21 protein-coding genes are annotated in these 22,106 nt (G+C 72.2%); 8 read left to right on the top strand and 13 right to left on the bottom strand.

Annotated features, from left to right (window positions below; all coding sequences use genetic code 11):
* Positions 1–35: 35 nt before the first annotated feature.
* From ACUKCB_RS23445 to ACUKCB_RS23435, 3 genes are all read right to left on the bottom strand, one after another.
* Complete coding sequence (locus ACUKCB_RS23445) at positions 36–1,037, bottom strand: DUF389 domain-containing protein (RefSeq protein ID WP_473037758.1); 1,002 nt, start codon at positions 1,035–1,037, stop codon at positions 36–38.
* A 71-nt stretch (positions 1,038–1,108) separates the two neighbouring features.
* Positions 1,109–2,302: an AlbA family DNA-binding domain-containing protein gene (locus ACUKCB_RS23440; protein WP_473037757.1), complete on the bottom strand. Its 1,194-nt coding sequence runs from the start codon at positions 2,300–2,302 to the stop codon at positions 1,109–1,111.
* Between the two features lie 97 nt (positions 2,303–2,399).
* Positions 2,400–3,398, bottom strand: coding sequence for a GlxA family transcriptional regulator (locus ACUKCB_RS23435; RefSeq protein ID WP_473037756.1), 999 nt, complete (start codon positions 3,396–3,398; stop codon positions 2,400–2,402).
* Between the two features lie 70 nt (positions 3,399–3,468).
* Between ACUKCB_RS23435 and ACUKCB_RS23430 the strand changes: the two genes are divergently transcribed.
* Entirely contained in the window at positions 3,469–4,884 is a 1,416-nt protein-coding gene (locus ACUKCB_RS23430) for an MFS transporter (protein ID WP_473037755.1), read from the top strand.
* A 5-nt stretch (positions 4,885–4,889) separates the two neighbouring features.
* On the top strand, positions 4,890–5,525 hold the full coding sequence (locus ACUKCB_RS23425) for a hypothetical protein (protein ID WP_473037753.1): 636 nt from the start codon (positions 4,890–4,892) through the stop codon (positions 5,523–5,525).
* A gap of 12 nt (positions 5,526–5,537) precedes the next feature.
* On the opposite strand, the gene ACUKCB_RS23420 is transcribed toward ACUKCB_RS23425, so the two are convergent.
* On the bottom strand, positions 5,538–6,266 hold the full coding sequence (locus ACUKCB_RS23420; protein ID WP_473037752.1) for a hypothetical protein: 729 nt from the start codon (positions 6,264–6,266) through the stop codon (positions 5,538–5,540).
* Between the two features lie 117 nt (positions 6,267–6,383).
* On the opposite strand from ACUKCB_RS23420, the gene ACUKCB_RS23415 reads away from it, so the two are divergent.
* From ACUKCB_RS23415 to ACUKCB_RS23405, 3 genes are all read left to right on the top strand, one after another.
* Entirely contained in the window at positions 6,384–7,487 is a 1,104-nt protein-coding gene (locus tag ACUKCB_RS23415) for a sugar diacid recognition domain-containing protein (protein WP_473037751.1), read from the top strand.
* A 64-nt stretch (positions 7,488–7,551) separates the two neighbouring features.
* On the top strand, positions 7,552–8,757 hold the full coding sequence (locus ACUKCB_RS23410) for a glycerate kinase (protein WP_473037750.1): 1,206 nt from the start codon (positions 7,552–7,554) through the stop codon (positions 8,755–8,757).
* Between the two features lie 187 nt (positions 8,758–8,944).
* On the top strand, positions 8,945–11,479 hold the full coding sequence (locus ACUKCB_RS23405; RefSeq protein ID WP_473037749.1) for a serine/threonine-protein kinase: 2,535 nt from the start codon (positions 8,945–8,947) through the stop codon (positions 11,477–11,479).
* An 86-nt stretch (positions 11,480–11,565) separates the two neighbouring features.
* On the opposite strand, the gene ACUKCB_RS23400 is transcribed toward ACUKCB_RS23405, so the two are convergent.
* From ACUKCB_RS23400 to ACUKCB_RS23380, 5 genes are all read right to left on the bottom strand, one after another.
* Entirely contained in the window at positions 11,566–12,546 is a 981-nt protein-coding gene (locus tag ACUKCB_RS23400) for a permease prefix domain 1-containing protein (RefSeq protein WP_473037748.1), read from the bottom strand.
* Positions 12,539–12,883 carry a PadR family transcriptional regulator gene (locus ACUKCB_RS23395; protein ID WP_473037747.1) on the bottom strand — a complete coding sequence of 115 codons (345 nt, stop codon included), beginning with the start codon at positions 12,881–12,883 and terminating at the stop codon, positions 12,539–12,541. Before ACUKCB_RS23395 ends, ACUKCB_RS23400 begins: the two co-directional genes overlap by 8 nt.
* Positions 12,884–13,044: 161 nt before the next feature.
* The gene (locus tag ACUKCB_RS23390; protein WP_473037746.1) at positions 13,045–13,575 is read right to left on the bottom strand and encodes an SRPBCC domain-containing protein; all 531 of its coding nucleotides are present in this window, start codon (positions 13,573–13,575) and stop codon (positions 13,045–13,047) included.
* The gene (locus tag ACUKCB_RS23385; RefSeq protein WP_473037745.1) at positions 13,572–13,868 is read right to left on the bottom strand and encodes an ArsR/SmtB family transcription factor; all 297 of its coding nucleotides are present in this window, start codon (positions 13,866–13,868) and stop codon (positions 13,572–13,574) included. Before ACUKCB_RS23385 ends, ACUKCB_RS23390 begins: the two co-directional genes overlap by 4 nt.
* 41 nt (positions 13,869–13,909) lie before the next feature.
* Entirely contained in the window at positions 13,910–15,565 is a 1,656-nt protein-coding gene (locus ACUKCB_RS23380; RefSeq protein WP_473037744.1) for an MFS transporter, read from the bottom strand.
* 224 nt (positions 15,566–15,789) lie between these two features.
* Between ACUKCB_RS23380 and ACUKCB_RS23375 the strand changes: the two genes are divergently transcribed.
* From ACUKCB_RS23375 to ACUKCB_RS23365, 3 genes are all read left to right on the top strand, one after another.
* On the top strand, positions 15,790–16,230 hold the full coding sequence (locus ACUKCB_RS23375) for a hypothetical protein (RefSeq protein WP_473037743.1): 441 nt from the start codon (positions 15,790–15,792) through the stop codon (positions 16,228–16,230).
* A gap of 229 nt (positions 16,231–16,459) precedes the next feature.
* Positions 16,460–17,566, top strand: coding sequence for an ABC transporter substrate-binding protein (locus tag ACUKCB_RS23370; protein ID WP_473037742.1), 1,107 nt, complete (start codon positions 16,460–16,462; stop codon positions 17,564–17,566).
* Between the two features lie 156 nt (positions 17,567–17,722).
* Positions 17,723–17,971 (top strand): DUF2795 domain-containing protein, encoded by a 249-nt coding sequence (locus ACUKCB_RS23365; protein ID WP_191267595.1) that lies wholly within the window; start codon positions 17,723–17,725, stop codon positions 17,969–17,971.
* A gap of 57 nt (positions 17,972–18,028) precedes the next feature.
* Here the strand turns inward: ACUKCB_RS23365 and ACUKCB_RS23360 are convergent, their stop codons facing one another.
* The 4 genes from ACUKCB_RS23360 to ACUKCB_RS23345 all read right to left on the bottom strand — a co-directional run bounded on the left by ACUKCB_RS23360 (position 18,029) and on the right by ACUKCB_RS23345 (position 22,106).
* Entirely contained in the window at positions 18,029–18,979 is a 951-nt protein-coding gene (locus ACUKCB_RS23360; RefSeq protein WP_473041111.1) for a fatty acid desaturase family protein, read from the bottom strand.
* Positions 18,980–19,316: 337 nt separating this feature from the next.
* Positions 19,317–20,075 carry an iron ABC transporter ATP-binding protein gene (locus ACUKCB_RS23355; RefSeq protein WP_473037741.1) on the bottom strand — a complete coding sequence of 253 codons (759 nt, stop codon included), beginning with the start codon at positions 20,073–20,075 and terminating at the stop codon, positions 19,317–19,319.
* Positions 20,072–21,097, bottom strand: coding sequence for an iron chelate uptake ABC transporter family permease subunit (locus ACUKCB_RS23350; RefSeq protein ID WP_473037740.1), 1,026 nt, complete (start codon positions 21,095–21,097; stop codon positions 20,072–20,074). Before ACUKCB_RS23350 ends, ACUKCB_RS23355 begins: the two co-directional genes overlap by 4 nt.
* Entirely contained in the window at positions 21,087–22,106 is a 1,020-nt protein-coding gene (locus ACUKCB_RS23345; RefSeq protein ID WP_473037739.1) for an ABC transporter permease, read from the bottom strand. Before ACUKCB_RS23345 ends, ACUKCB_RS23350 begins: the two co-directional genes overlap by 11 nt.

Genomic DNA, 22,106 nt, shown 5'->3' with positions numbered 1-22,106 from the left:
TACCGCCCGGTCACGGGGCGTTCGGCCGGAGGTGCTCATCCGCCCACGGGACCGGCCTCGACACGTTCGCCGCGGGTCGTCTCCACCACGACCCTGAGCTGGTCGGGCACCCGACCGTGCAGATCCGTGAGCAGGGCGTCGATCGGTGGCGGCTCCTCCTGGACGCGGACCTTCACGTGCAGAGTCCGCGAGGCCGTGTGCACGCCCGTCACCGAGGCGTTCGGCTGCTCCGACACCCAGCGGTCGGCGGCCTGGCCGGCCCGGTGCGTCCACACCTCGACCAGGACGGTGGCGGTCGTGTTGGCGGCCAGGAGGATGAACACGAAGGAGAACAACAGCCCCAGCACCAGGCGTGCCCGGCTCCCCGACCGGGTGTCGCGGGCCTCGCGCGGGATGCCGTGGCCGGAGGCCGCGAAGACGACCATGCCCGCGAAGACCAGGGCGAGCAGGTTGGACAGGAACAGCACCGCCGCCCCCGCCGCCAGCCACAGCGCTCCTTTACCCAGGCACACGCCCACCACCACCAGGGGCGGGACCAGGGAGATGGCGATGGCCACGCCCGGCAGGACGGCGGCGACGTCGCGTCGGGAGAGGCCGACCGCCCCGGCCGCGCCGGTCGCCAGTGCGGCCACCAGGTCCAGCAGGCCCGGTGAGGTGCGCCCGGCGACCTGGTCGTTCTTCATCAGGTCGTACCCCGCCGGGACGACCGCCGAGAACACCACGCCGACACCGATCACCAGCAGGCAGCCCAGGACGACCGTTCGGACCGCCCCGGTCTGGTTCTGTCGGACGATCCCGAGGGCGATCCCCATGATGGGCGTGGACAGCGGCGCGATGATCATCGCGCCGATCACGGTGGCCGTCGAGTCGGTCAGCACGCCGCCCGCGGCGATGACCGCCGACAGGGTCAGCATGCTCCAGAACGCCGATCTCTTGGCTCGGCTGTCGCCCGCCGACAGGTCCAGGTCCTGTACCAGGTTGTCCGAGGTGCGCAGTTGCGAGGCGGGCAGGACGCGTTCGAGGATTCCGCTGAGCATGGGTCGAGTATCGCGACGTCACCTCGGAAAACGCCGAAGGCGCGACCTGGTCGGCGCACGGCCCGCCCCGCTCACTCGGGGTCGGTGAGCAGGTCGGAGTGGGCGGAGGCGTTGCCCAGGGAGCGCAGCAGTTCGCCGACGAGGCGGTCGGTGGCGCCGCCCGGCCGCTCCAGCTCCGTCTGGGGTACCCGGGTGGCCTGCTCGTAGCGTTCGGCGTCGTACTTCGCGCCCGGGGCGGACCGGCGGTCCCCGCTCCACGAGGACACCCCGTGCGTGTTGGTGACCGCCACGCCCACGTCCCAGCTGCCCCCGTACCCGGCGTCCTCGGACAGGCCGGCAAGCAGGTCGAGGAAGGCCCGTACTCGGAAGGCCAGGGCTCCGTCGAAGAACAGGTAGCGGTCGGCGTACCGTGCGGCGGCCCGGCCGCAGTACAGGGACACCTCCCCGCGTTCCCGGACGACGAAGCGCAGGTCCCCCTCCTCCCGCGCGTCCGCCGAGGGTTGGCTGGCGATGCCCACCCCGCCCGCGGTGCGGAACCCGGACACGAGGTCGCCGAGGACAGGCGACACCCGGGCGGCCTCGCCGCCGAGTTCCCGGGTCCGCTGCGAGACCCCGTCGCGGACCAGGTCGAACAGCAGCGGTTGCGCGTTCTCCGCGGCCGTCCAGGCCTTGAACATCCCGGGGATGCGCCGCGAGGGCAGCGCGAGCAGGTGCAGGTGCGCCAGCTCTCCGTCGGGGAAGGGGTCCTTGTCCGCCTGTTCGCGCAGCGCGGTGCGCACCACGTCCAGCGAGGCGTCCCTGGCCCGGATGAGCCGTTCCACCTCGGCGTCGGACAGGCGCCGCTTCTCCCGGTCGCCGCGCCCGTAGTACGCGCCGCCCGCCATGTGCGGGGCCAGCGGCGAGGCGGGTACCTCGATGAGCAGGTAGCCGTGTCCCGGAACCTCGCTGTCGAGCCAGTCCACCGAGACCTGGAGCGGCGGGTCACAGGAGGAGGCCGCGATCCTGGCGGGGCTCTCCAGGATCTGGTCGGCCCACTCGACCGGGGCCAGCTCGAACCGGCCCTCGGCCTTGACCTCCCGTACCCCGACCACGATCAGGCCACCGTCGATCGCGAACGACGCCATGTCCTTGGCCTGGTCCTTCGAGCTGCGGAGCTGCTGTTTGGCCTCGCGTTTGGGGGTTTCGGTGAACGCGCCCTCGTTCAGGGCGGCTTCGAGTTCGGTTTCGCTGGAGGGACGCCATGTCGGAGGGAGGACTCGATCCATGTCCGCATCATGCCCACTCTCGCCGGGAACCCCGCAGGGCTGACCGAATCCGGGCGGACGGGGTTTCCGGAGGTCGGAGTCTCCGTGCGGCCGGGGTTCAGGATCCGGCGTCCGGGGTCCCCCGGAAGGTGCGGCGGTAGGCGCTGGGGGACACCCCGAGTTCGGCGTGCACGTGCTGGCGCAGCGACACCGCGGTACCGAAGCCCGCCTCGTGCGCGATCCGGTCCACCGACAGGTCCGACTCCTCCAGCAGCTGCCGGGCCCGGTCCAGTTTCTGCTCGTTGATCCACCGGCCCGGCGACATCCCGGTCTCCTCCCGGAACCGGCGGGTGAAGGTACGCACGCTCATCGCCTCCCGCTCCGCCATGTCGGCCAGGCCCGGCCGGAGGTGGAGGTGGTCCAGCGCCCAGGAACGGGCGCGGGCGGTGGCGGAGCGCTCCGGGGCGGGCACGGGGCGGCGGATGTACTGGGCCTGGCCGCCGTCCCGGTGCGGCGGCACCACGGTGTTGCGGGCCACCTCGTTGGCGACGGAGGCGCCGTGGTCGGTCCGGATCATGTGCAGGCTGAGGTCGATCCCGGAGGCGACCCCGGCGGCGGTCAGAACCCGCCCGTTGTCGGTGTAGAGCACGTCCGGGTCCAGGTCGATGTGCGGGTACATCGCACGGAAGTACCCGGCGGACAGCCAGTGCGTGGTCACGCGGCAGCCGTCGAGGAACCCGGCGGCGGCGAGCACGAACGCCCCCGTGCAGATGGAGGCCACCCGTGCGTGTCCGGGGATCCGGGCGAGGGCGGCGGCCAGTGCGGGGGCGAGCGGGTCGTGCGGGCGTTCGACGTAGTCCTCCTCTGCGGCGGGCAGGACGACCGTCTGCGCCTCCGCCAGGGCTTCGGGCCCGTGCCGGACGTTCAGGGTGAGGTCGGTGTCGGTGGTGACCACCCCCGGTTCCAGGGCGCAGGTGAGGACCTCGTAGAGCGGTTGGTCGTCGGCGTCGCGGACCCGGCCGAACATGCGGTGGACGATCCCGGTCTCGATGGGCAGGACGCCGTGCCGGACGAACACGGCCACCCGGTGGAGCTCGGATGCGGTGAAAACACTCATGGCCGGATTCTTTCGCATATTGGCTTTCGGGTCACTGTCGGCGGCGGGTCCCGAACGCGAGTCTGGACCCATGCCTTCCAGGACCGTTCCCCAGAACCCCGACCCCGGCGCCGACGACGGCGCCTCCCCGGACGCTGCCGGGACTGCTCCCCCGGCCTCGGACCGGGGCCACCGCCCCGCCACGGGAATCCACCGCGCGTGGGCCGTCGCCCTGGTCGCGGGCATGACCATCGTGGCCGCGGCGGCCTTCGCCGCGATGCCCGGGCTGCTCGTCGACCCCCTGCACACCGAGTACCGGTGGACACGCGGCTCGATCGGTGCGGCCGCCTCGGTCAACATGGTCGTCTACGGCCTGGTCGCCCCGTTCGCGGCGGCGCTGATGGACAGGTTCGGCATCCGCCGGATCGCCCTGGTGGCGCTGACGGCCATCGTCGTCGGGGCCACCCTGACCACGGTGATGACCGCGTCCTGGCAGCTGACCCTGTACTGGGGGCTGCTCATCGGCGCCGGCACCGGATCGCTGGCGATGACCTTCGCCGCGACCGTGGCGAACAACTGGTTCGTGGAGCGCCGCGGGCTGGTCATCGGCGCGCTGACCGGGGCGAGCGCCTTCGGGCAGATGGTCTTCCTGCCCGCCCTGGCGTGGATCATCGACCACCAGGGGTGGCGTCCGGCCATCGTGACGCTGGCCCTGACCGCCGCCACGATGGCCGTCCTGGTCGCGTTGGTGCTGCGCGACCACCCCGCCGACGCGGGACTGCGCCCCTACGGTGCGAGGACGGACGTGCCCAGGCCGAGGGTGGAGCCGGGCGCGGCGCGGCGCACGGTCCGGGTGCTGGTCGCCTCGGTGCGCAACCGCCAGTTCTGGGTGATCGGCGGGACCTTCGCGGTGTGCGGGGCGACCACCAACGGGATCATCTGGACCCACTTCGTCCCCGCCGCCCAGGATCAGGGGATGGCCGTGACCACCGCCGCCGCGCTGGTGTCGGTGATCGGGGTGTTCTCCCTGGCCGGGACCGTCCTGTCGGGCTGGCTCACCGACCGCTTCGACCCGCGCCGCCTGCTGGTCGCCTACTACGTGGGCAGGGGGCTGCTGCTGGCCGCGCTGCCCGCCCTGCTCGGTCCGGACGCCGGGGTCGCGATGGTGGTCTTCGTGGTGGTGTTCGGCCTGCTGGACGTGGCGACCGTGCCGCCCACGGTGCTGCTGTGCCGCCGGGTCTTCGGCGCGGACGGCGCCATCGTCTTCGGGTGGGTCAACGCCCTGCACCAGGTGGGCGCGGGCACCATGGCGGTCTTCGGCGGTTTCACCCGCGACATGGCCGGGGGTTACGGCCCGGTGTGGCTGATCGCGGCGGTGCTGTGCGGGTTCGCGGCGGCGCTGGCCCTGCGGATCGCCCGCCCCGGCGAGGTCCCGGACGGTCCGGAGGGTTCCGGGAGCCCGGCCCCGCAGGCGGGTTCCGCGGACGACCGGACGGCGGAGGTCTGATCACCGTGACCGGAAACGACACCGGACGCACCGCGGGCGCGGCCGCCGAGGGCGCCGCGCACCGGGGGAGGAACGGCGCCCGTGCGGGGAAGGTGCCCGGCCGTCCCTCCCTCCCCTTCTCCGTCGTGCTGCTGCTCCTGGCCGCGGCCGTGGCCCACGTGGGGCTGTCCGGGTTCGACCAGAGCCTGCGTGCGGCCCGGGGCGAGGGGGTGCCGGGGGAGTTCACCGCTGTCAGCCTCAGCTGTGTCCAGCACCCCGGGCACGAGTCGTGCACCTGCAACGGCACCTTCCTCCCGGATGCCTCCGGGGGCCCGGAGGAGGGCGGCCAGGTGCGGAGCGTCTACCTGCACGCCGCCGGCCGGGACACCTGCCGGGAGGGCGGGACGGTCCCCGCGGTCGACGCGGGCGCGGCCAACCGGGTCTACGGGCCGGACGGCTCCAGGGAGTGGCTGTTCTCCCTGTTCCTGGTCGCGGGGCCGCTGGCCGTCGCCGGGGGCGTCCTCCTGGTGTGGGTGCGGTGGACCCTGCACCGAACCCGACACGGGGCGGATGCGGCCCCGCCGGTGGTGCGGTCCGCCGTGCGGTCGCAGCAGCGCAGGCACGGCCGTGCTTCGAAAGGCCCGCCCACTCCGGGTTCCTGAGGTCGTTCCGGTCTACTCTTCGGTCAGCGTGTCGAGCGGACGCTTCTCTCCGGCGAGCGCGGCGAGGAGCCGCTCGGACACCGTCCACCGGTTGGTGGAAGGACCGAAGGTGTTCGTCCGGTGTCGCAGCACCAGCTGCCTGAGCGCCTCACGCTCCTCCGGGGCGAGGGCGGGCGCCATCTCGATCAGGACCTCCATGCTGTGTGCCTGCTCGAAGGCGCTCTTGGCGGAGTCGAAGACCTCGCTCAGAGCCCGCAGGTCGCGGAGGTCGGGGCGTTCCCGCATGGCGGCGAGCCCGACCACCCGTGTCTCCGCGTCCTCCGAGCGCAGCCAGGCGCACACCTCGGCCACGGTCAGGGGACGCTCGGAGGTCACCCTCCTCGCACGCTGCATGAAGTCCTCCAACTGGCGGGCCCTCTCCACGCCGGGCTCCATCAGCCTGCGCGTCCACCGGTACTCCTCCTCCAAGGACGCCAACAACTCCCGGGACTTCGCGCGCTCCCGGGACGCCACCGCCAGATCTCCCCTGCGCTCCGCGGCATCGGCCCTGCGCTGGTGCTCCTCCGCCCGGAGCAACAGCTTCGTTCCGCCGACCTCCACCCCCTGGATCCGGTGTTCAAAAAACGGGAAGAGCATGAGCACCGCACCGACGACGAGCAGGGCGACCGTTCCCAGCCCGTTGTCGCTGACGAACACCGCGGCGGACCCGGCGCCCAGCCCGGCCGTGCCCAGGGCTGACACGGCCCAACGCACCCAACGGGACAAATCCGGCGTCGAAGTCTCTGAGGGCATGGGGGGCACCTGGTCTCTCCTTGCGAGGAACGGACTTCTCGGGGTAAGCGTCACTATCCTGGCAGCATGCCCGAAGACCGTCGACGGACCCCGCTGAGCAGCGAGACCGCCCAGCGGGTGGTCGACCTCATCGCCCCGACGATCAGCCACAACATCAACGTGATGGACGAGCACGGCACGATCATCGCCTGCCTGGACCCCGCCCGGGTCGGCACCCTGCACCACGGGGCCCAGCGGGTCATCGCCGAACGCCGCGCCGTGCTCGTGACCGAGCCCGGGCCGAGCACCTCGGACCGGCCCGGCGCCAACGAACCACTGCTGATCGACGGTGAACTGCGCGGGGTCGTCGGGGTCACCGGCGAGCCCCGGCAGGTGGAGGACCTCGCCAGGGTCGTCGCGCTGACCGTTCAGCTCCTCATCACCCAGGAACACGAACAGGACGCGGTCAGCAGGCGGCACACCGAGGCCCGGGACCTGATCGCCGCGCTCGGTGCGGGGACGACCCGGCCCGACGACGCGCGGGCCCGGCTGGCCGCCGCGGGGCTCCGGCCCCCGTGGTCCCTGGCCCTGTGGACGGCGCAGGTGCCCCGGCCGGGCGGCTCGGCGGCCCCTCCCCCCTCGGCGGAGTCCGCCGCCGCCCGGGTGAACGGCGACGGCGGGCGGCGGGCGGCGGTCCTGCACGGCGCCCTCTGGCTCCTCGGCTCCGGCCGGCCCCCCGGTACGGACGCCCTGGGCCTGCCTGCGGGGTGCCGACACACCAGCACCCCGGGAACCGAGGACGTGGAAACACTGATGGCCCACGCGGAGGAGTCGCGGGCTCTGTGCCGTTATCCGGGGCTGCTCCCCGGTGCCGGGGACCCGGGGCCGTGGTCCCGGGAGGTCGCCGTGGCCGTGGCCCACCTCCCGCGCCGGACCCTCGACCGGCTGGCGGCCCGGACCGCTCCGCTCAGTACGGCCCAGCGGCGGACCGTGACCGCGATGGCCTCGGCCGGTTCCATGCGCGAGACCGCCGACACCGTCTTCGTGCACCGCAACACCCTGCTCCAGCGCGTGGACCGGATCCGGGTCGTGACCGGGCTGGACATCCGGCGTCCGGACGATCTGACCACGGTGCACATGTGTCTGTACGCCGAAGCCGCCCTGGGCTTTTCGCACATATCCCCGGAGTGAAACCGCAGGAAGACTGGGCAGCACACCGTCGAAACGCACCGGTTCGGGTTCTATGCTCTCGCTCATGTCCAACGTTTCGCAGGAACACACCGGGGCCGCCGACGGCCCCCCACCCGTCCGCGTCGCGGTGATCCCGGACTCGTTCAAGGGGAGCGCGTCCGCGGTCGAGGTCGCGGAGGCGATGGCCCGCGGTGTCCGTGAGGCCTACCGCGAGCAGGGGATCCCCCTGTCCGTCCACACCCTGCCGTTCGCCGACGGCGGCGAGGGCACCCTGGACGCCCTGCTCGGCGCCTGGGGGGCGGAGCCGCTCACGGTGGAGACCACCGACGCCCTGGGCCGACCGGCCCGTGCCCGGTTCGGGATGTCCCCCGACGGCCGCACCGGTGTCATCGAGGCCGCCGAGGCCAACGGGCTGCCCGCCGTCGCCGACGTCCCGCTCCAGCCGCGCGCCGCGAGCAGTCGGGGTGTGGGCCCTCTCGTGACCGAACTCCTCGACGCGGGGGTCGAGGAGATCCTGCTCTGCATCGGGGGGTCCGCCTCCACCGACGGTGGCACCGGCGTGCTGAGCGCGCTCGGTGCGCGCTTCCTCGACGCCGACGGCACCGAACTCCCCGACGGGGGCGGGCGCCTGCGCGAACTGGCCGCCCTCGACCTCGGAGCCCTCGACCCGCGCGCCCGCGCCGTCCGCTGGCGGGTGGCCTGCGACGTCACCAACCCGCTGGTCGGCCCCGAGGGCGCCGCCGCCGTCTTCGGCCCGCAGAAGGGCGCGGACCCCGAGGACGTGCGCGTCCTGGACGAGGGGCTGGGCAGGCTGGCCGACGTCCTGGCCGACACCATCGGTGACGACCTGCGGAACGTTCCCGGTATGGGTGCGGCCGGCGGCATACCCGTCACCCTGACCGCCCTCCTCGGTGCGGAGGTGGTCCCCGGGTCGCGCATGGTGGCCGACGTTCTGGGTGCCGGGGAGCTCCTGGCCGAGGCCGACCTCGTCCTCACCGGCGAGGGCAGCTTCGACAGCCAGTCCCTGGGCGGGAAGGTCGTCGACGCGGTGCGCCGCCTCACCCCCGCGCACGTGCCCGTCGTCGTGATCGCCGGAAGCGTGTCGGTCGACTCCGAGGACCTCCGCCGTTCGGGGGTCACCGCGGCGTTCTCGATCGCCCGGGGCCCCCGGACCCTGGAGCAGATGCAGGAGGAGGCCGTCCCCGCCATCACCTGGACCGCGGCCAACTGCTGCCGGCTCCTCGCACTACGGGGGACCGCGGCGGACTGAGGCGCCCCGGACCGGGGCCGGCGGCGGTACCGTGCCCGGCGGCCGGGGCGGCGGCGGGAGTCCGGGTCCCGCGGCTCGGGCGAACCGGGTGCCGGACAGCGGCATCACTGCAGTGGGTCCGTCCTCTCCCGCGCCCGCGGGACCGCCCGGCCCACAGGCCCCGTCGCCCCCACGAAAGCGGACCGCAGTGCAACCTCTCGGCCCGAACGACCCGAAGCGCATCGGGAACTACCGCCTCACCCACGTCCTCGGCAGCGGTGGCATGGGCCGCGTCTACCTGGCGCGCACCCCTTCGGGGCGCCGGGTCGCCGTCAAGGTCGTCCACGCCGAACACGTGCGGCACGCCGAGTTCCGCGCCCGCTTCGTCCGCGAGGTCAGCGCGGCACGTCGTGTCGGCGGTTTCCACACCGCCCAGGTCGTGGACGCCGACACCGAGGCCGAGCAGCCCTGGATCGCCAGCGCCTACATCCCCGGCCCCTCCCTGTTCTCGGTGGTCAGCGAGCACGGGCCGCTTCCCGAACCCTCGCTCCGGGTGCTGGCCGCCGGGCTGGCCGAAGGCCTGCTCGCCATCCACCGGGCGGGCCTGGCCCACCGGGACCTGAAGCCCGCCAACATCCTGGTGGACCGGGAGGGGCCGCGCATCATCGACTTCGGTATCGCCCTGCCCTCCGAGGACACCCACATCACCCGCACCGGAACGGTGCTGGGCACCCCCGCCTACATGTCACCGGAGCAGGCCTCGGAGGACCCGAAGCTGTCCGGGCCCGCCGCCGACGTCTTCACGTTCGGCACGGTGCTGCACTACGCCGCCACCGGGAACAATCCCTTCCAGGCCCAGACGGTCATGGGCAGCCTGGCCCGGCTGCTCACCGCCGACCCGGAGGTGGCGCCCGACGTCCCGGCGGACCTGGCGTGGATCATCCTCCGCTGTTGGCGGCGGGACCCGGAGCAGCGGCCCGACCTCACCGAGGTCCTCGACTCCCTCGACGGGGTCGACCCGGACACCGCCTGGCCGCCGCACGGGGCCGGTGCCCCCGCCGCCTCCGATCCCGGCCCCGACACCCAGGACACCGTGGCCGGGATCCCCCGGACCCTGGTGGACACGGAGCGGCCGCAGGGCGTGGGTTCGGGCCCCGCCGCACACGCCGACTCCCTACGGCAGCGGGCCGAGGACTTCAGGGAGCTCAGGATGTACGAGGAGGCCCGGGCTGCGGACGCGGAGGCCGTCGCCCTCCACCGCTCCCTCGCAGAACAGGATCCGGACACCCATCGGGCGGACCTCGCCGCCGCCCTGCAGGACCTGGCCCTGGACCTGGACGGGCTCTGGCGCGGGGAGGAGGCCCTCGCCACCGGAACCGAGGCGTTGGACCTCTACCGGGTCCTCGCCGAACAGGACCCGGAGCTCCACCGGGAGGGCCTCGCCCGCGCCGTGCACAGGAAGGGCGTTTTCCTGTACGTGCTGAACCGGCTGGAGGAGGCGCTGCCCCTCAACGAGGAGGCCATCTCCCTCCGCCGTGTCCTGTCCGAACGGGACCTGGTCGGCCAGGGGCACAACCACTCCGTCTCCCTGCGCAACCAGGCGATCCTCCTCCAGAACCTGGGGCGTGCCGAGGAGGCCCTGCGGCTCGGCACCGAGGCGCTCTCCCTCCAACGGTCGCTCGTGCGACGCTCCCCCGGGCACGACAGGACGCACCTCGCCGCCACCCTGGCCACGTTGGCCCGCAGCCTGCGCTCCCTGGACCGCAACGAGGAGGCGCTGCGCTTCTCGACCGAGGAGCTCGAGCTCTGGCGGTCGCTGGCGCTGGAGGCCCCCCGCAGCCACCGGGAGAGCCTCGCGGACGCTCTGCACAACCGGGCTGTCGACCTGGCCGCGGTGGACCGGAACGAGGAGGCGCTGGGCGCGGTGGAGGAGGCGCTGCCCCTCTACCGGTCCCTTCTGGCGAGTGAGCCGGAGCCGCGCGCCCGGGACCTCCGCGACTCCCTCGCCCTGACCCTCAACCTCAACGCCGAGCTCCTCGAATGCCTGGGTCGGGAGGCGGAGGCCGTTGTCGTCAACCTCGAAACCCTCTCCTGCTGCCGCGAGCTCGCGGCCCTGGACCCGGACACCCACCGGGCCGACCTGGCAACCGCCCTCCTGCAACAGGGGTACTACCTTGACCGTCTCGGCCGGGACGCGGAGGGCCTCCCGTTCGTGGAGGAGGCCCTGGTCCTCTGCCGGACACTGGTCGAACAGAACCCGTCGGAACACGGCGCCCTGCTCTGCCTCGCGCTCACCAACCGCGGTGCGCTCCTACACGACCTCGACCGCCCCGAGGAGGCCTTCCGGGAGTACGAGGAGGCCATCGCGCTCCGGTGCTTCCTCGCGGAGAAGGACCCCGACTCCCACCTGGGCCCGCTGTCCAGAGATCTGCTCAACCACGGGAAACACCTGTTGGTCCGGGACCGGGCCGGGGAGGCGTCCACGGCCCTGTTCAGGGCCGTTTCCGGCTACCGGGCGCTGGCCGTCCGGGAACCGCTGGTCCACGAGCGGGACCTGGCCTGCGCCCTGGGCCATGAGAGCCGCGTGCTGAACAGGGTGGACAAGGCCAGGGACGCGGTGGGGGCCGCGGAGGAGGCCGTGCGGATCGGCGAGGATCTGGTGCGACGTGACCCCGAAGCGCACTCCGAACTCCTGGGGGCCCTCCGGGAGATCCTTGCCGAGATCACCGGCCCACAGGACTGACCGCCCCGAGACCTTTCCCCGGAGCGATCGGGCGTGGGGCCCGGCTTCCGGACGCGGCCGGGGCCGCCCCGAACCCCGGTACCGGGTCAGGGCCTGCGTGCGGCCTGGCGGGTCCTGCGGAGGCAGTCGACGGCGTCCCACACGGCCACGGCGATCACCACCGCCGCGAGCGGGGCGGCGGGTGCCGACCAGTCGGCGGGGACGCCGAACACCGCACCGAGCCGTTCGGGGAGGTCGGGGACGAGCAGTTCGTCCCGGAGCAGCAACCACACGGCTGCGGTCGCCCACGTGGCGCCGGCGAGCACGTTGACCGCCGCGAGCCGCGGGGTCCAGTGGCCGGTGCGCCAGACCGCGACCAGTACGGCGATCTCGGCCGCGAGCACGCCGACCAGGAGCGCCTTCCAGGACAGGGCGAGGCCGGGGTCGAGGACCTGGACCTGGGTGGCGGGGTCGGTGACCCCGGCGAACTGCCAGACCAGCACGGCGATCACGAGGGCGATGAGGAATACCTGGACGAGGGTTCCCGCCAGGTGGACCTGGCGCCACGGGGCCTCGGCGGGCAGCTGGTCGGTGCGCCAGGCGGTCAGCGGCCGGTCCCGTTCGGCGGCGGGTCGGGTGCGTTCGACGATCGCGAACACCAGGGTCACCCAGAAGGCGACGTGCACCGTGACCCCGAGCAGGACGCCCGCCGCCTCCAGCGCGATGTCGCCGAAGCCGCCGGCCCCGGACACGAGGCCCTCCACCAGCACCAGGCCGAGGGCGACCGGAACCAGGACCGCCAGGAGGGTTCTGAGCATGCGGACGTACTCGGGGTACAGGGCCGGACCGACGAGGTGGCCGGGGCGCTCCCCGTACTGTCGGGCGAGGACCTCGGGGTCGCCGAGCTCGGTCAGCGCCTCCTCCTCGGCCCGGGCCGGATCCGCCCCGGCCTCCACCTTGGCGTCGACCATGTCCTGGATGGAGCCGCGCAGTTCACGGGCGATGTCGGGACCCGTGTCCGCGCCCAGGTGTCGGGTGACGGACCAGACGTACCGGTCGATCAGCGTGGAATCTTTTCTCTCAGTCATCGGCTTCGCCTTCCGTGAGGGCGCGGATCGAGCCGTCGAGGGCGCGCCACTCCCCCGTGAGTCCGTCGAGTAGTTGCGTACCGGCGGCGCTGACCCTGTAGAACTTGCGCGGTCTCGCCTCCTCGGTGTTCCACTCGCTGGTCAGCAGTCCCTGTTTCTCCAGGCGCCGCAGGAGTGGGTAGAGCGTGTTTCCGTCGACCGAGAACCCGGCGTCGTCCAGCGTCTGGAGCAGCGCGTAGCCGTAGTGGGGGCGCCGCAGGATGGCCAGGCAGGCCAGCACGACGGTGCCGCGCCTCAGTTCCTGGAGGTGTCCGGCCAGGAGCCCGTCTTCCTTCATGTCTCACACGATAGTGTGTCTCACACACCATAGTCAAAGACACACCTTGGTCTTCCGCGCGTTCTGGGCCGCACCGGAGCGGCCGGAGACAGGGTTTCGGACCGGAGCTCCCGGGTCGGAGCCCCGGGCCGAAACCCTGTGGGACGTCGCCGCCAGTACCCTCAGCCGCCGAAGGGAGCCCCGTCGGCACTCGCGGAGGGTACGTAGAGTTCCGCGACCTCGCCCACGGCGCTCCAGGCGTCCTCGGGCGACCCGCCGTCCGCAACCAGGACCAGGGCGTCGAGCATCAGGTGCCAGCCGGTGGCGAACTCGGCGGCGGACTCGGGGAGGAGTTCGCCGTGCACGAGCGCGAGCCGGGTCCCCTCTGGCACCCCCTCCAGCGTCCAGCGGACGACCGACTCGGGCACACCCGGCCAACGCCAGCTGTGCACGAGGACCCCTTCCGTCCCCGGCGGAACGACCTCGCCGACCACACCGGTGGCGGTGCCCTCGTCACCGAAGTCGAATCTGACCTGCCCCCCGACCCGGGGGTCGATCGCGCAGCCGGGGAGCCACCGCTCCAGCTTCTCGCGCTCCGTGATCCACGCCCACACGCGTTCGGGTGCGTGCGCGAGGACACGCTCGAAGCGGATCCGGAACTCCCCGTCCGGGCCGACGCCGAGCGTGCCGCGCAGGGGGTTCGGGTTCGTCATGGCTCTCCTTCGTCCATCGCCTGCTCCAGTGCGTCGAGCGCCCGGTTCCACCGCCCGCGCTGGGCTTCGAGCCAGTCGCCCACCTCGTCCAGCGCGGCCGGATCGACCGAGTAGAGCCGTTGGCGGCCCTCGCTGCGCACCCGCAGCACCCCGGCCTCGACGAGGACCCGCAGGTGTTGCGAGACCGCGGGGCGGCTGATGTCGAACCCGGCCGCGATCCCGCCGGCGGAGAGCTCCCCCGCCGCGAGGACCTCGACCACACGCCGACGGTTCGGCTCTCCGATCGCCTCCATGACATCCACGAAAATATGTAAGCATTCACTTACGCGTTAGGTCAAGGAGTACCCGCGCACCGGGGTTGCCGCAAGGGCTCCGACCGGTGGGAACCGTCCTCCTCGGCGACGCCCTCCCCCGCGGTCTCCTCGGCGGAGCCCTCCTCAGCGGGTTCCTCCTCCGTGGCGTCCAGGCGGGTGCGGCGCAGCAGCCAGATCACGGCCAGGCCCACCGGGGCCAGCACGGCCGCACCGAAGCCGTACCCGGCCTGCACCGCGGTGGTGAAGGCGGTGAAAGCGGCGTCCACAAGTTGCTCGCCCTGGTCGGCGGGGAGTCCTTCGGCCACCCCGACCGCTCCGCCGACACTCTCCCCCGCCGCCTCCAGAGCGGGTTCGGAAAGGCCCTCGGTCCCGGGCCCACCGAGACCCCTCCGGTAGACGACCGCGGTCATACTGCCCAGGAAGGCCATACTCAGCGCGGCCCCGAAGCCCCCGGCCACGTCGGACATCGCCGCGGCGGCCCCGGCCCTGCGGACCGGGGCGCTGACCACGATGAGGTTGACGCCGAGGGTGAAGAGCGGCCCCAGCGCCGCGGCCATCACCGTCGCCGCCGCGATCAGGGCCGGGGCGCCGACCTCCCCCAGCATGAGGGCGAGGGCGGCGGCCCCCGCCGAGGCCACGAGCATTCCGCCGCCCATGGTGACGGAGGGCCGGACCCAGCGGGTCAGCACGGGCGCGGCCATCCCGCCGACGATGGAGGCGAGCGCGGGGACGATCATCAGCATGCCCGTCTCGGCGGGCGAGAGCCCGAGATCGGTCTGGAGGTACTGGACGAGCAGCATGTCCGCGGCACCGTAGGCCAGGAGCATCAGCAGCATGGCGGTGAGGGACACGGAGAAGGCGGGGAGGGCGAACAACCGCATGTCCATGAGGGGGTCGGCCAACCGCAGTTGCCTGCGGACGAACGCCGCGCCGAGCAGCAGGCCGACGGCGACCGAGGCCAGGTAGGGCCACAGCGGGCCGCCGGAGGCGGTGGCCCCGCGGTCGGCGATTTCCTGGAGGCCGAAGATCACGGTGATGATCGCCGCCATGGACAGCAGGACGCTGGGCAGGTCCACGCTCCCGTCGGTCTCCTCACGGTGGCCGGGCAGGAGCGGTGCGCTGAACAGGAGGAGCGCGGCGACGGGGACGTTGATCAGGAAGACGCCGCCCCACCAGAAGTGCTCCAGGACGAACCCGCCCAGGGGCGGCCCCAGGGCCATCCCCGCGGAGAAGGCGCTCATGACCACCGCGACGGCCAGGGAGAACTGGCGGGAGTCGGCGAACATGACCCGGAGCAGCCCCAGGATGCTCGGGGTCATCGAGGCGGCGGCCATCCCCATGAGGGCCCGCATGGCGATGAGGAACTCGGGGGCGGTGGCGAAGGCGGCGGCCAGCGAGGCGAGCCCGTAGACGGCCACCCCGGTCATGAGCAGGCGGCGGCGCCCGATCCTGGAGCCCAGCCAACCCATGGTGAGCACCAGGCTGACCGCGAGGAACTCCCCCACATGCAGGATCCACAGCATCTGGGTGCTGCCCGGGGCGAGGTCCGCGGTGATCGTGGGCAGGGCCATGAACAGTACGGTCATGTCCGTGGCGGTCATCAGCAGGGGCAGTGTCATGACGGCGAGGGCCAGCCACTCGCGCCAGGTGGCGCGTCGGGGAGCTCGGGTACTCACGGCTTCCTCCAGGGTCGATGTCGTCCGGACGACCGTAAGACCTAAACCAATGTTGAGATCAACCCCGGAGACTCCGGCACACACCGCGCCGACCCCTCACAGACCCGGCTGACCACCCCTCCGACGGGGTCGGAACCCACCCGGGAGCGGGCGGGCCCGGAGGCGGCCCCGGAAGCCGAAATCCCCGCACCACAAGGGGTTCCCGGTGCGTTATCGTCCCCGTCATGGGACACTCAGCGACCGCCCCGCCAACCTCGGTCACCCCGGCGGGATCATCCCAGGTGGAGACCGCCCTGCTCGTCAGAACCCTCTCCGCACACCTGGCGGTGCCGCTCGCACCGCACGCCTTCACCCTCCCTGACGGGATCAGGGTGGGCGTGGACGGGGCCGACGGGGAACCGCCCCGCATCCTCGTGCAGTGCTCGCCGCTCCAGGGAAGGCTGCGCTCCTCCCACCGGAACAAGCTCATCGCCGACGCCTTCAAACTCTCCTGGCTGCGCGACGCGCACTTCCCGGAGGCGCACACACTCCTGGCGCTCAGCCCCGGCTTCTCCCCGCTGCTGAACAGGGGCGCCTGGCTGCCCGCCGCACTGGAGCAGTGCCGTATCTCCGTCGCGCTCGTCCCGGAGGACGGCTCGACGAGCGTGCTCGACACCCCCACTTAGCCCCCGGTTCACCTCCGGGTGAGCGCCCCTCCCTAGACTTGGCGGGTCATCGACCCCGCGGGCCGTCAGGCCTCCCCGCTTCCGCCCGCTCTCCACCGACGTCCCTGGTGTCCCCTACTCCGGAACCGGTGGCCGGAGAGCGCGTGGACCGCGGACCAGACCCCTCCCCTCACCTCCTGCTGAAGCGCTCTTCGTAACGGTGGCCCCACCCTTCACCGGAAGAGCTCTCATGCCCCATGCACACAGATCCCCGCGCCGCCTCCTCGGCGCCTGCGCCTCCCTCACCGCCCTGGCTCTGGCGATGAGTGCCTGCGGAACCCAGCGGGAGGAGGACGCGGCCGCCGCCCCCGCGGAGGTGATCGACGCGGAGCGCTGCGCCGCCAACCGGGCGGCCGGAACGCTCACCCACATCACCGGTTACGAGTACCAGGCGTCGGTGAGCATCCTGGAGGTGATCGCCGCCGACGCGCTCGGCTACTTCGACGAGGTCTGCCTGGACGTGGAGATCCAGCCCGGGACCGGCGAGACCATGGCCAACTCCGCGCTCGTCTCCTCGGGCCAGGCCCAGTTCACCTCCCTGGGCAACGAGGCGGAGGTGCTCCAGGCCGGGGCGCGCGGCCACGACGTCCTGGGCCTGGCCACCTACGGGCACGTTCCCGTCGCCACCCTGCTCACCGCCCCCGAGGTGGAGGAGCTGAGTGACCTGGAGGGCGCGGTCCTGGGGCACAAGGGCATGCTGCCCGCCCCGCTGGAGGCGATGCTGGTCGCCGAAGGCGTGGACGTCTCGGCCCTCCAACAGGTACAGGTCGGTTACGACCCGAGCGTCCTGCCCGACGGGGAGGTGGACGCCCTGACCGGTTTCCGGTCCAACGAGCCGTACCAGCTCGACGGCATGGGGGCTCCGTTCAACCAGTGGCTGCCCGAGGAGCACGGGGTGACCGGTTCCTTCGGGGTGATGGCCACCAGTCCCGGGTTCGCCGAGGAGCACCCCACCGTTGTCGAGGACTACCTCCGGGCCCTCTCGCACGCCTTCGACCACTGCCGGGAGAACGGCGCCGAGTGCGTCGGCTACGCGGCCGATCTGGCAGGTGAGGGGTACGACACCGACCACAACCTGAGGGTGTGGAACACGGAACGGCAACTGGTCACCTCGTTCACCCCTGAGGGCGCGCCCCCGGGCTACATCGACCTGGGCATGACCGAGGCGGAGGGAACGACCCTGGTGGACAACGGGGAGCTCGACTCCCTGCCCGAGCTGGAGACCCTCTTCGACCCGGCCTACCTGGAAGCGGTGCACCTCGCCGGCGAGGTGGCGTGGCTCCCGGTGGAGGAGTAGGGGCGCGGAACCGGTCGGGGGCGGGGGCGTTGCCCGGGCAGCGGTTGAGCCCGCCCCCGGCCGGGTAGTGACAGGTGTGTCCGCGCAGGTCCGGGCGGGTGTCCGCCCCTCGGGGGCCGACGACGTCCGGACCTCTCACTACCGGGAGGACGAGCGATGGGCGTCAAACGTGGCCGTAGCGGGCTCCGACAGGTCCTGGCCGGGATGGACTTCCCCCAGCCCCGGGACGCGGTCGTGACCGCGGCCCTGGAGGCGGGCGCCGACGAGGAGATCGTGAGCGCCCTGCGGTCCATCCCGGACGCGGAGTACAACGAGGCCAACGAGATCCTGGGCTCGGTACCGCTGCCCGAGTACGAACCGGGTTCGCACACGGAGTCGGCACAGGCCCAGGAACGGGACCAGTAGGTCCGGGAGAGGACCGGTAGGCCCGGAGGAGGGCCTCCGGGCCCGGCACGGACCGGGTCAGGCGGGTGTCCTCGCGCGCAGCGGGGCGCCCGTCCGATGCATGTGGGTGAGGGCCTCGACGTGCGAGCGGACGAAGCCCGTCTCGTGGTACGGAACCCCGATCTCCGCGCAGTAGTCGCGCACGATCGGTTGGGCCGACGCCAGGTTGGGGCTGGGCATGCTCGGAAACAGGTGGTGCTCGATCTGGTAGTTGAGCCCGCCGAGCGCCAGGTCGGTGAAACCGCCGCCCCGGACGTTGCGCGAGGTCAGCACCTGTTTGCGGAGGAAGTCGAGCTTCTCGCCCTTCTTCAGCGTCGGCATGCCCTTGTGGTTGGGCGCGAAGATGCAGCCCAGGTAGACCCCGAACAGGCCCTGTTGGACCGCGATGAACACGACGGCCGGCAGCGGGTCGAGGACGGTGAAAACCGCCCCGAGGTAGAGCACGAAGTGGGCGGCCAGAAGCGCGCCCTCCAGGACCCGGTGCCTGGTGGTGGGTTTGAAGAGCGCCCGCACGCTCCCGTAGTGCAGGTTCAACCCCTCCAGCAGGAGGACCGGGTAGAAGAGGAAGGCCTGGTACCTGCCGAAGAACGCCGGTATCCCCCGCGCGGACCCGGCCTGGTTCTCGGACCACACGAACAGGTCGGCGTTGACGTCCGGGTCGTGCTCCTCGTGGTTGGGGTTGGCGTGGTGGCGGGTGTGCTTGTCCTGCCACCAGCCGTAGCCCAGACCGATGCCGAGGTTGCCGACCCCTCGGCCGATGGCCTCGCTGATTCTGCGGCCGTTGAAGATCTGCCGGTGCGCGAGCTCGTGGGAGACCAGTCCCACCTGGCCGAAGACGGCTGCCATGAAGACGGCGGTGACGATCTGCCACCACGAGTTCCCGATGAGGAAGAACGCCGCCCACGAACCGACGAAGGCCAGGGCGATGAGGCTCAGGCGTACGGCGAAGTAGGCGGGGGTGCGTTCCATGAGTCCTGCTGCCTGGATCCGCTGGGACAGCCGGGCGAAGTCGCTGCCCCTTCTGGTTCCCAGGGTCTCGGTGGTGTTGTCGGGCATTACCGCTGCCCCTCCCCGGAGTTGGTGGGGCCCCGATTCCGGTGGCACCTGTGTCAACGCTAGGTCCGTCCCGGGACGGGGACCATGGCGTCCGCACTCCGCGAAAGAGGGGTGCCTGCACCCGTGCCTATCGGCGCTCCCTGCTTTGCTACCTGTCGGTACACGCCTGCCGGTACCCGGCCCCGCCGCCCGCGAAACGCCGCTCCTCGGCAGCCCGCCCGGCCCGCCCGAGCCACCGGGACCGACCGGATCAGCGGTAGTAGACGCCGATCCGGGCGCCGCCGACCTCCTCGACCCGTACCTCCAGGTCGAACACGTCCAGGAGCACCTCGGAGGTCATGATCTCCGCGGGGGTGCCCGAGTGCGCGACCCGGCCGTCGCGCATGGCGATGATCCGGTCCGAGTAGGCCGAGGCGAAGTTGATGTCGTGGATGACGACCACCACCGTCTTGCCGAGGCTGTCCGCGGCCCGGCGGATCTGCCGCATCATCGACACCGCGTGCTTCATGTCCAGGTTGTTCAGCGGTTCGTCGAGCAGCACGTAGTCGGTGTCCTGGCACAGCACCATCGCCACGTACGCCCGCTGGCGCTGGCCGCCGGAGAGCTCGTCGAGGAAGCGGTCGGCCAGCGGTACCAGGTCGAGGAAGCCCAGGGCCGCCTCCACCTGAGCGTGGTCCTGAGCTGTCAGCCGCCCCCGCGAGTGCGGGTAGCGGCCGAACCGGACCAGGTCGCGGACGGTCAGCCGGGTCGTGAACTGGTTCTCCTGGCGCAGGATGGACAGCCGTTTGGCGAACTCCCGGCCCGGAGCCCGGTCCACGTCCATGCCGTCGACGCTCACCCGGCCGCCGTCGGAGGCGAGCAGCCGCCCGATGATGGTCAGCATCGTCGACTTGCCCGCGCCGTTGGGCCCGATGATCGAGGTCACCCCGCCGCGCTCGATGCGCAGCGAAACCCCGTCCAGAACCGTCGAGGACCCGTACGTCTTGGTGAGCTCGGTCAGTTCGATCAACGTGCGGCCTTTCGCAGCAGGAAGTACAGGAAGAGCGCGCCGCCGGTGAACTCGATGACCACGCTCAGCGTGCCCGCGTGCCCGAGGACGTGCTCCAGGACGAACTGGCCGCCCACCAGGGTGCACAGGCCCACCAGGAAGGCGGTCGGCAGCACGTAGCGGTGCTCGTGCCGCCCGGCGACCTGGTAGGCGAGGGTCGCGGCCATGAAGCCGAAGAAGGTCATCGGGCCGACCAGGGCTGTGGAGACCGAGACGAGCAGCGCGACGGCCATCAGCATCCGCACGGCCACGCGCCGGTGGTCCACGCCCAGGTTGACGGCGGTCTCCCGGCCCAGGGAGACGACGTCGAGGAGTCGGTGCCTGCGCCACACGTAGATCCCCACGAGGACCACGGCGACCGCCACCCACGGGAGCAGGTCGGCGTCGGCCCGGGTGAGCCGGGCGAAGAGCCTGCCCTGGAGCGCGTCGTACTCGTTGGGGTCCAGCAGCCGCTGCATGAGCCGCGACAGGCTGTTGAACAGCACCCCGAAGACGATCCCGACCAGCAGCGTCAGGTGGAGGCTGCCGATCCCGCCGGTGAACATGCGCTGGAACAGCAGTAGCGCGAACACCACCATCAGGGCTGTCTGGGACAGGAACGCCGCCACCGGCGGCAGCGCGGACAGGCCCGCGATCCCGAACACGAACACCAGGCAGGTCTGCACCAGGACGAACAGCGCCTCCATCCCCATGATGGACGGGGTGAGGATGCGGTTGTCGGTGACCGTGTGGAACAGGACCGTGGAGACCGCGCCGGCGAACGCCACCACGAGCATCGTGAGGACGACGGTGGTCCGCCGTTCCACGACGTAGGCGACGTTCCCGCTGACCCCGTAGGTCAGGTAGAGGGCGGTGCAGAGCACGGCGAGAGCGGCCAGAGCCGCGATCCGCGCCCAGGCGGGGACCGCCCGCGGCCGCGGGCGGCGCGGGCCGCGATCCCGTTCCCCGCCCTGTTCCGGGCGCAGGTCCTGTTCAGCCGACATTACGCCTCCGAAGCAGCATCACCAGGAACACGGCGGCTCCCACGACGCCGAGGACGGTACCGACGGGGATCTCGAAGGGCTGGCGGATGACCCGGGAGACGATGTCGCAGAGCACGAGGATGCCGCCGCCGAGCAGACAGACCCAGGGCACGCCCCTGCGCACGTGGTCGCCGACGACCATGCTCACCAGGTTCGGCACGATCAGTCCGAGGAAGGGCAGCGTGCCGACCACGGACACGACCACGCCGCTGACCATCGCGACGATGCCCACCCCGAGCGCCACCACAGCCCGGTGGTTGAGGCCGATGCTGACCGCGATGTCGCGGCCCAGCCCGGCCACGGTGAGGCGGTCGGCGACGAGGTAGGCGGTCAGCGCCATGATCCCCACCAGCCACAGTTGTTCGTAGCGGCCCCGCATGACACCGGAGAAGTCGCCCGACTCCCAGGTACCGAGGGTCTGGAGCAGGCCGTAGCGCAGCGCGAAGAAGGTGGTGACGGCGCTGATGACGGCGCCGAGCATGATGCCGACCAGGGGGACGATCAGCGAGGACTTCAGGGCGACCCGGCGCAGCACCCCCAGGAAGAGGAGGGTGCCCAACAGGGCGGCCGCGCACGCGGCGGTCATCTTCACCGGCAGGGGCGCGCCCGGGAAGAGGACGGTCACCAGCAGGATGCCCAGCGAGGCCGACTGCACGGTGCCCGCCGTGGACGGTTCGACGAACCGGTTCTGGGTGAGCATCTGCATGATGAGGCCCGCGACGCTCATGGCGGCGCCCGCGAGCAGCAGGGCGAGGGTACGGGGGACCCGGCTGAGGAGGAAGAGCTCGCGGGCGTCGGGGTCCCCGATCAGCCTCGCCGGGGTGATGTCGCTGGCCCCGACGAAGAGGCTGACCACGGACAGGGCCAGGACGGCGGCCCCGGCGGCGGCCGCTGTGAGGTGGCCACGGACGCCCGGGCCCCGGTCCTGCTGCCGGGTCCCGGGCGCCGTGGCGGGGGTTGTCGCTGCCAC

The sequence above is a fragment of the Nocardiopsis moroccensis genome, assembly GCF_055763695.1.
Note: the sequence above shows the minus strand (reverse complement) of the source record. Positions and strands in the feature narration are given on the sequence as shown.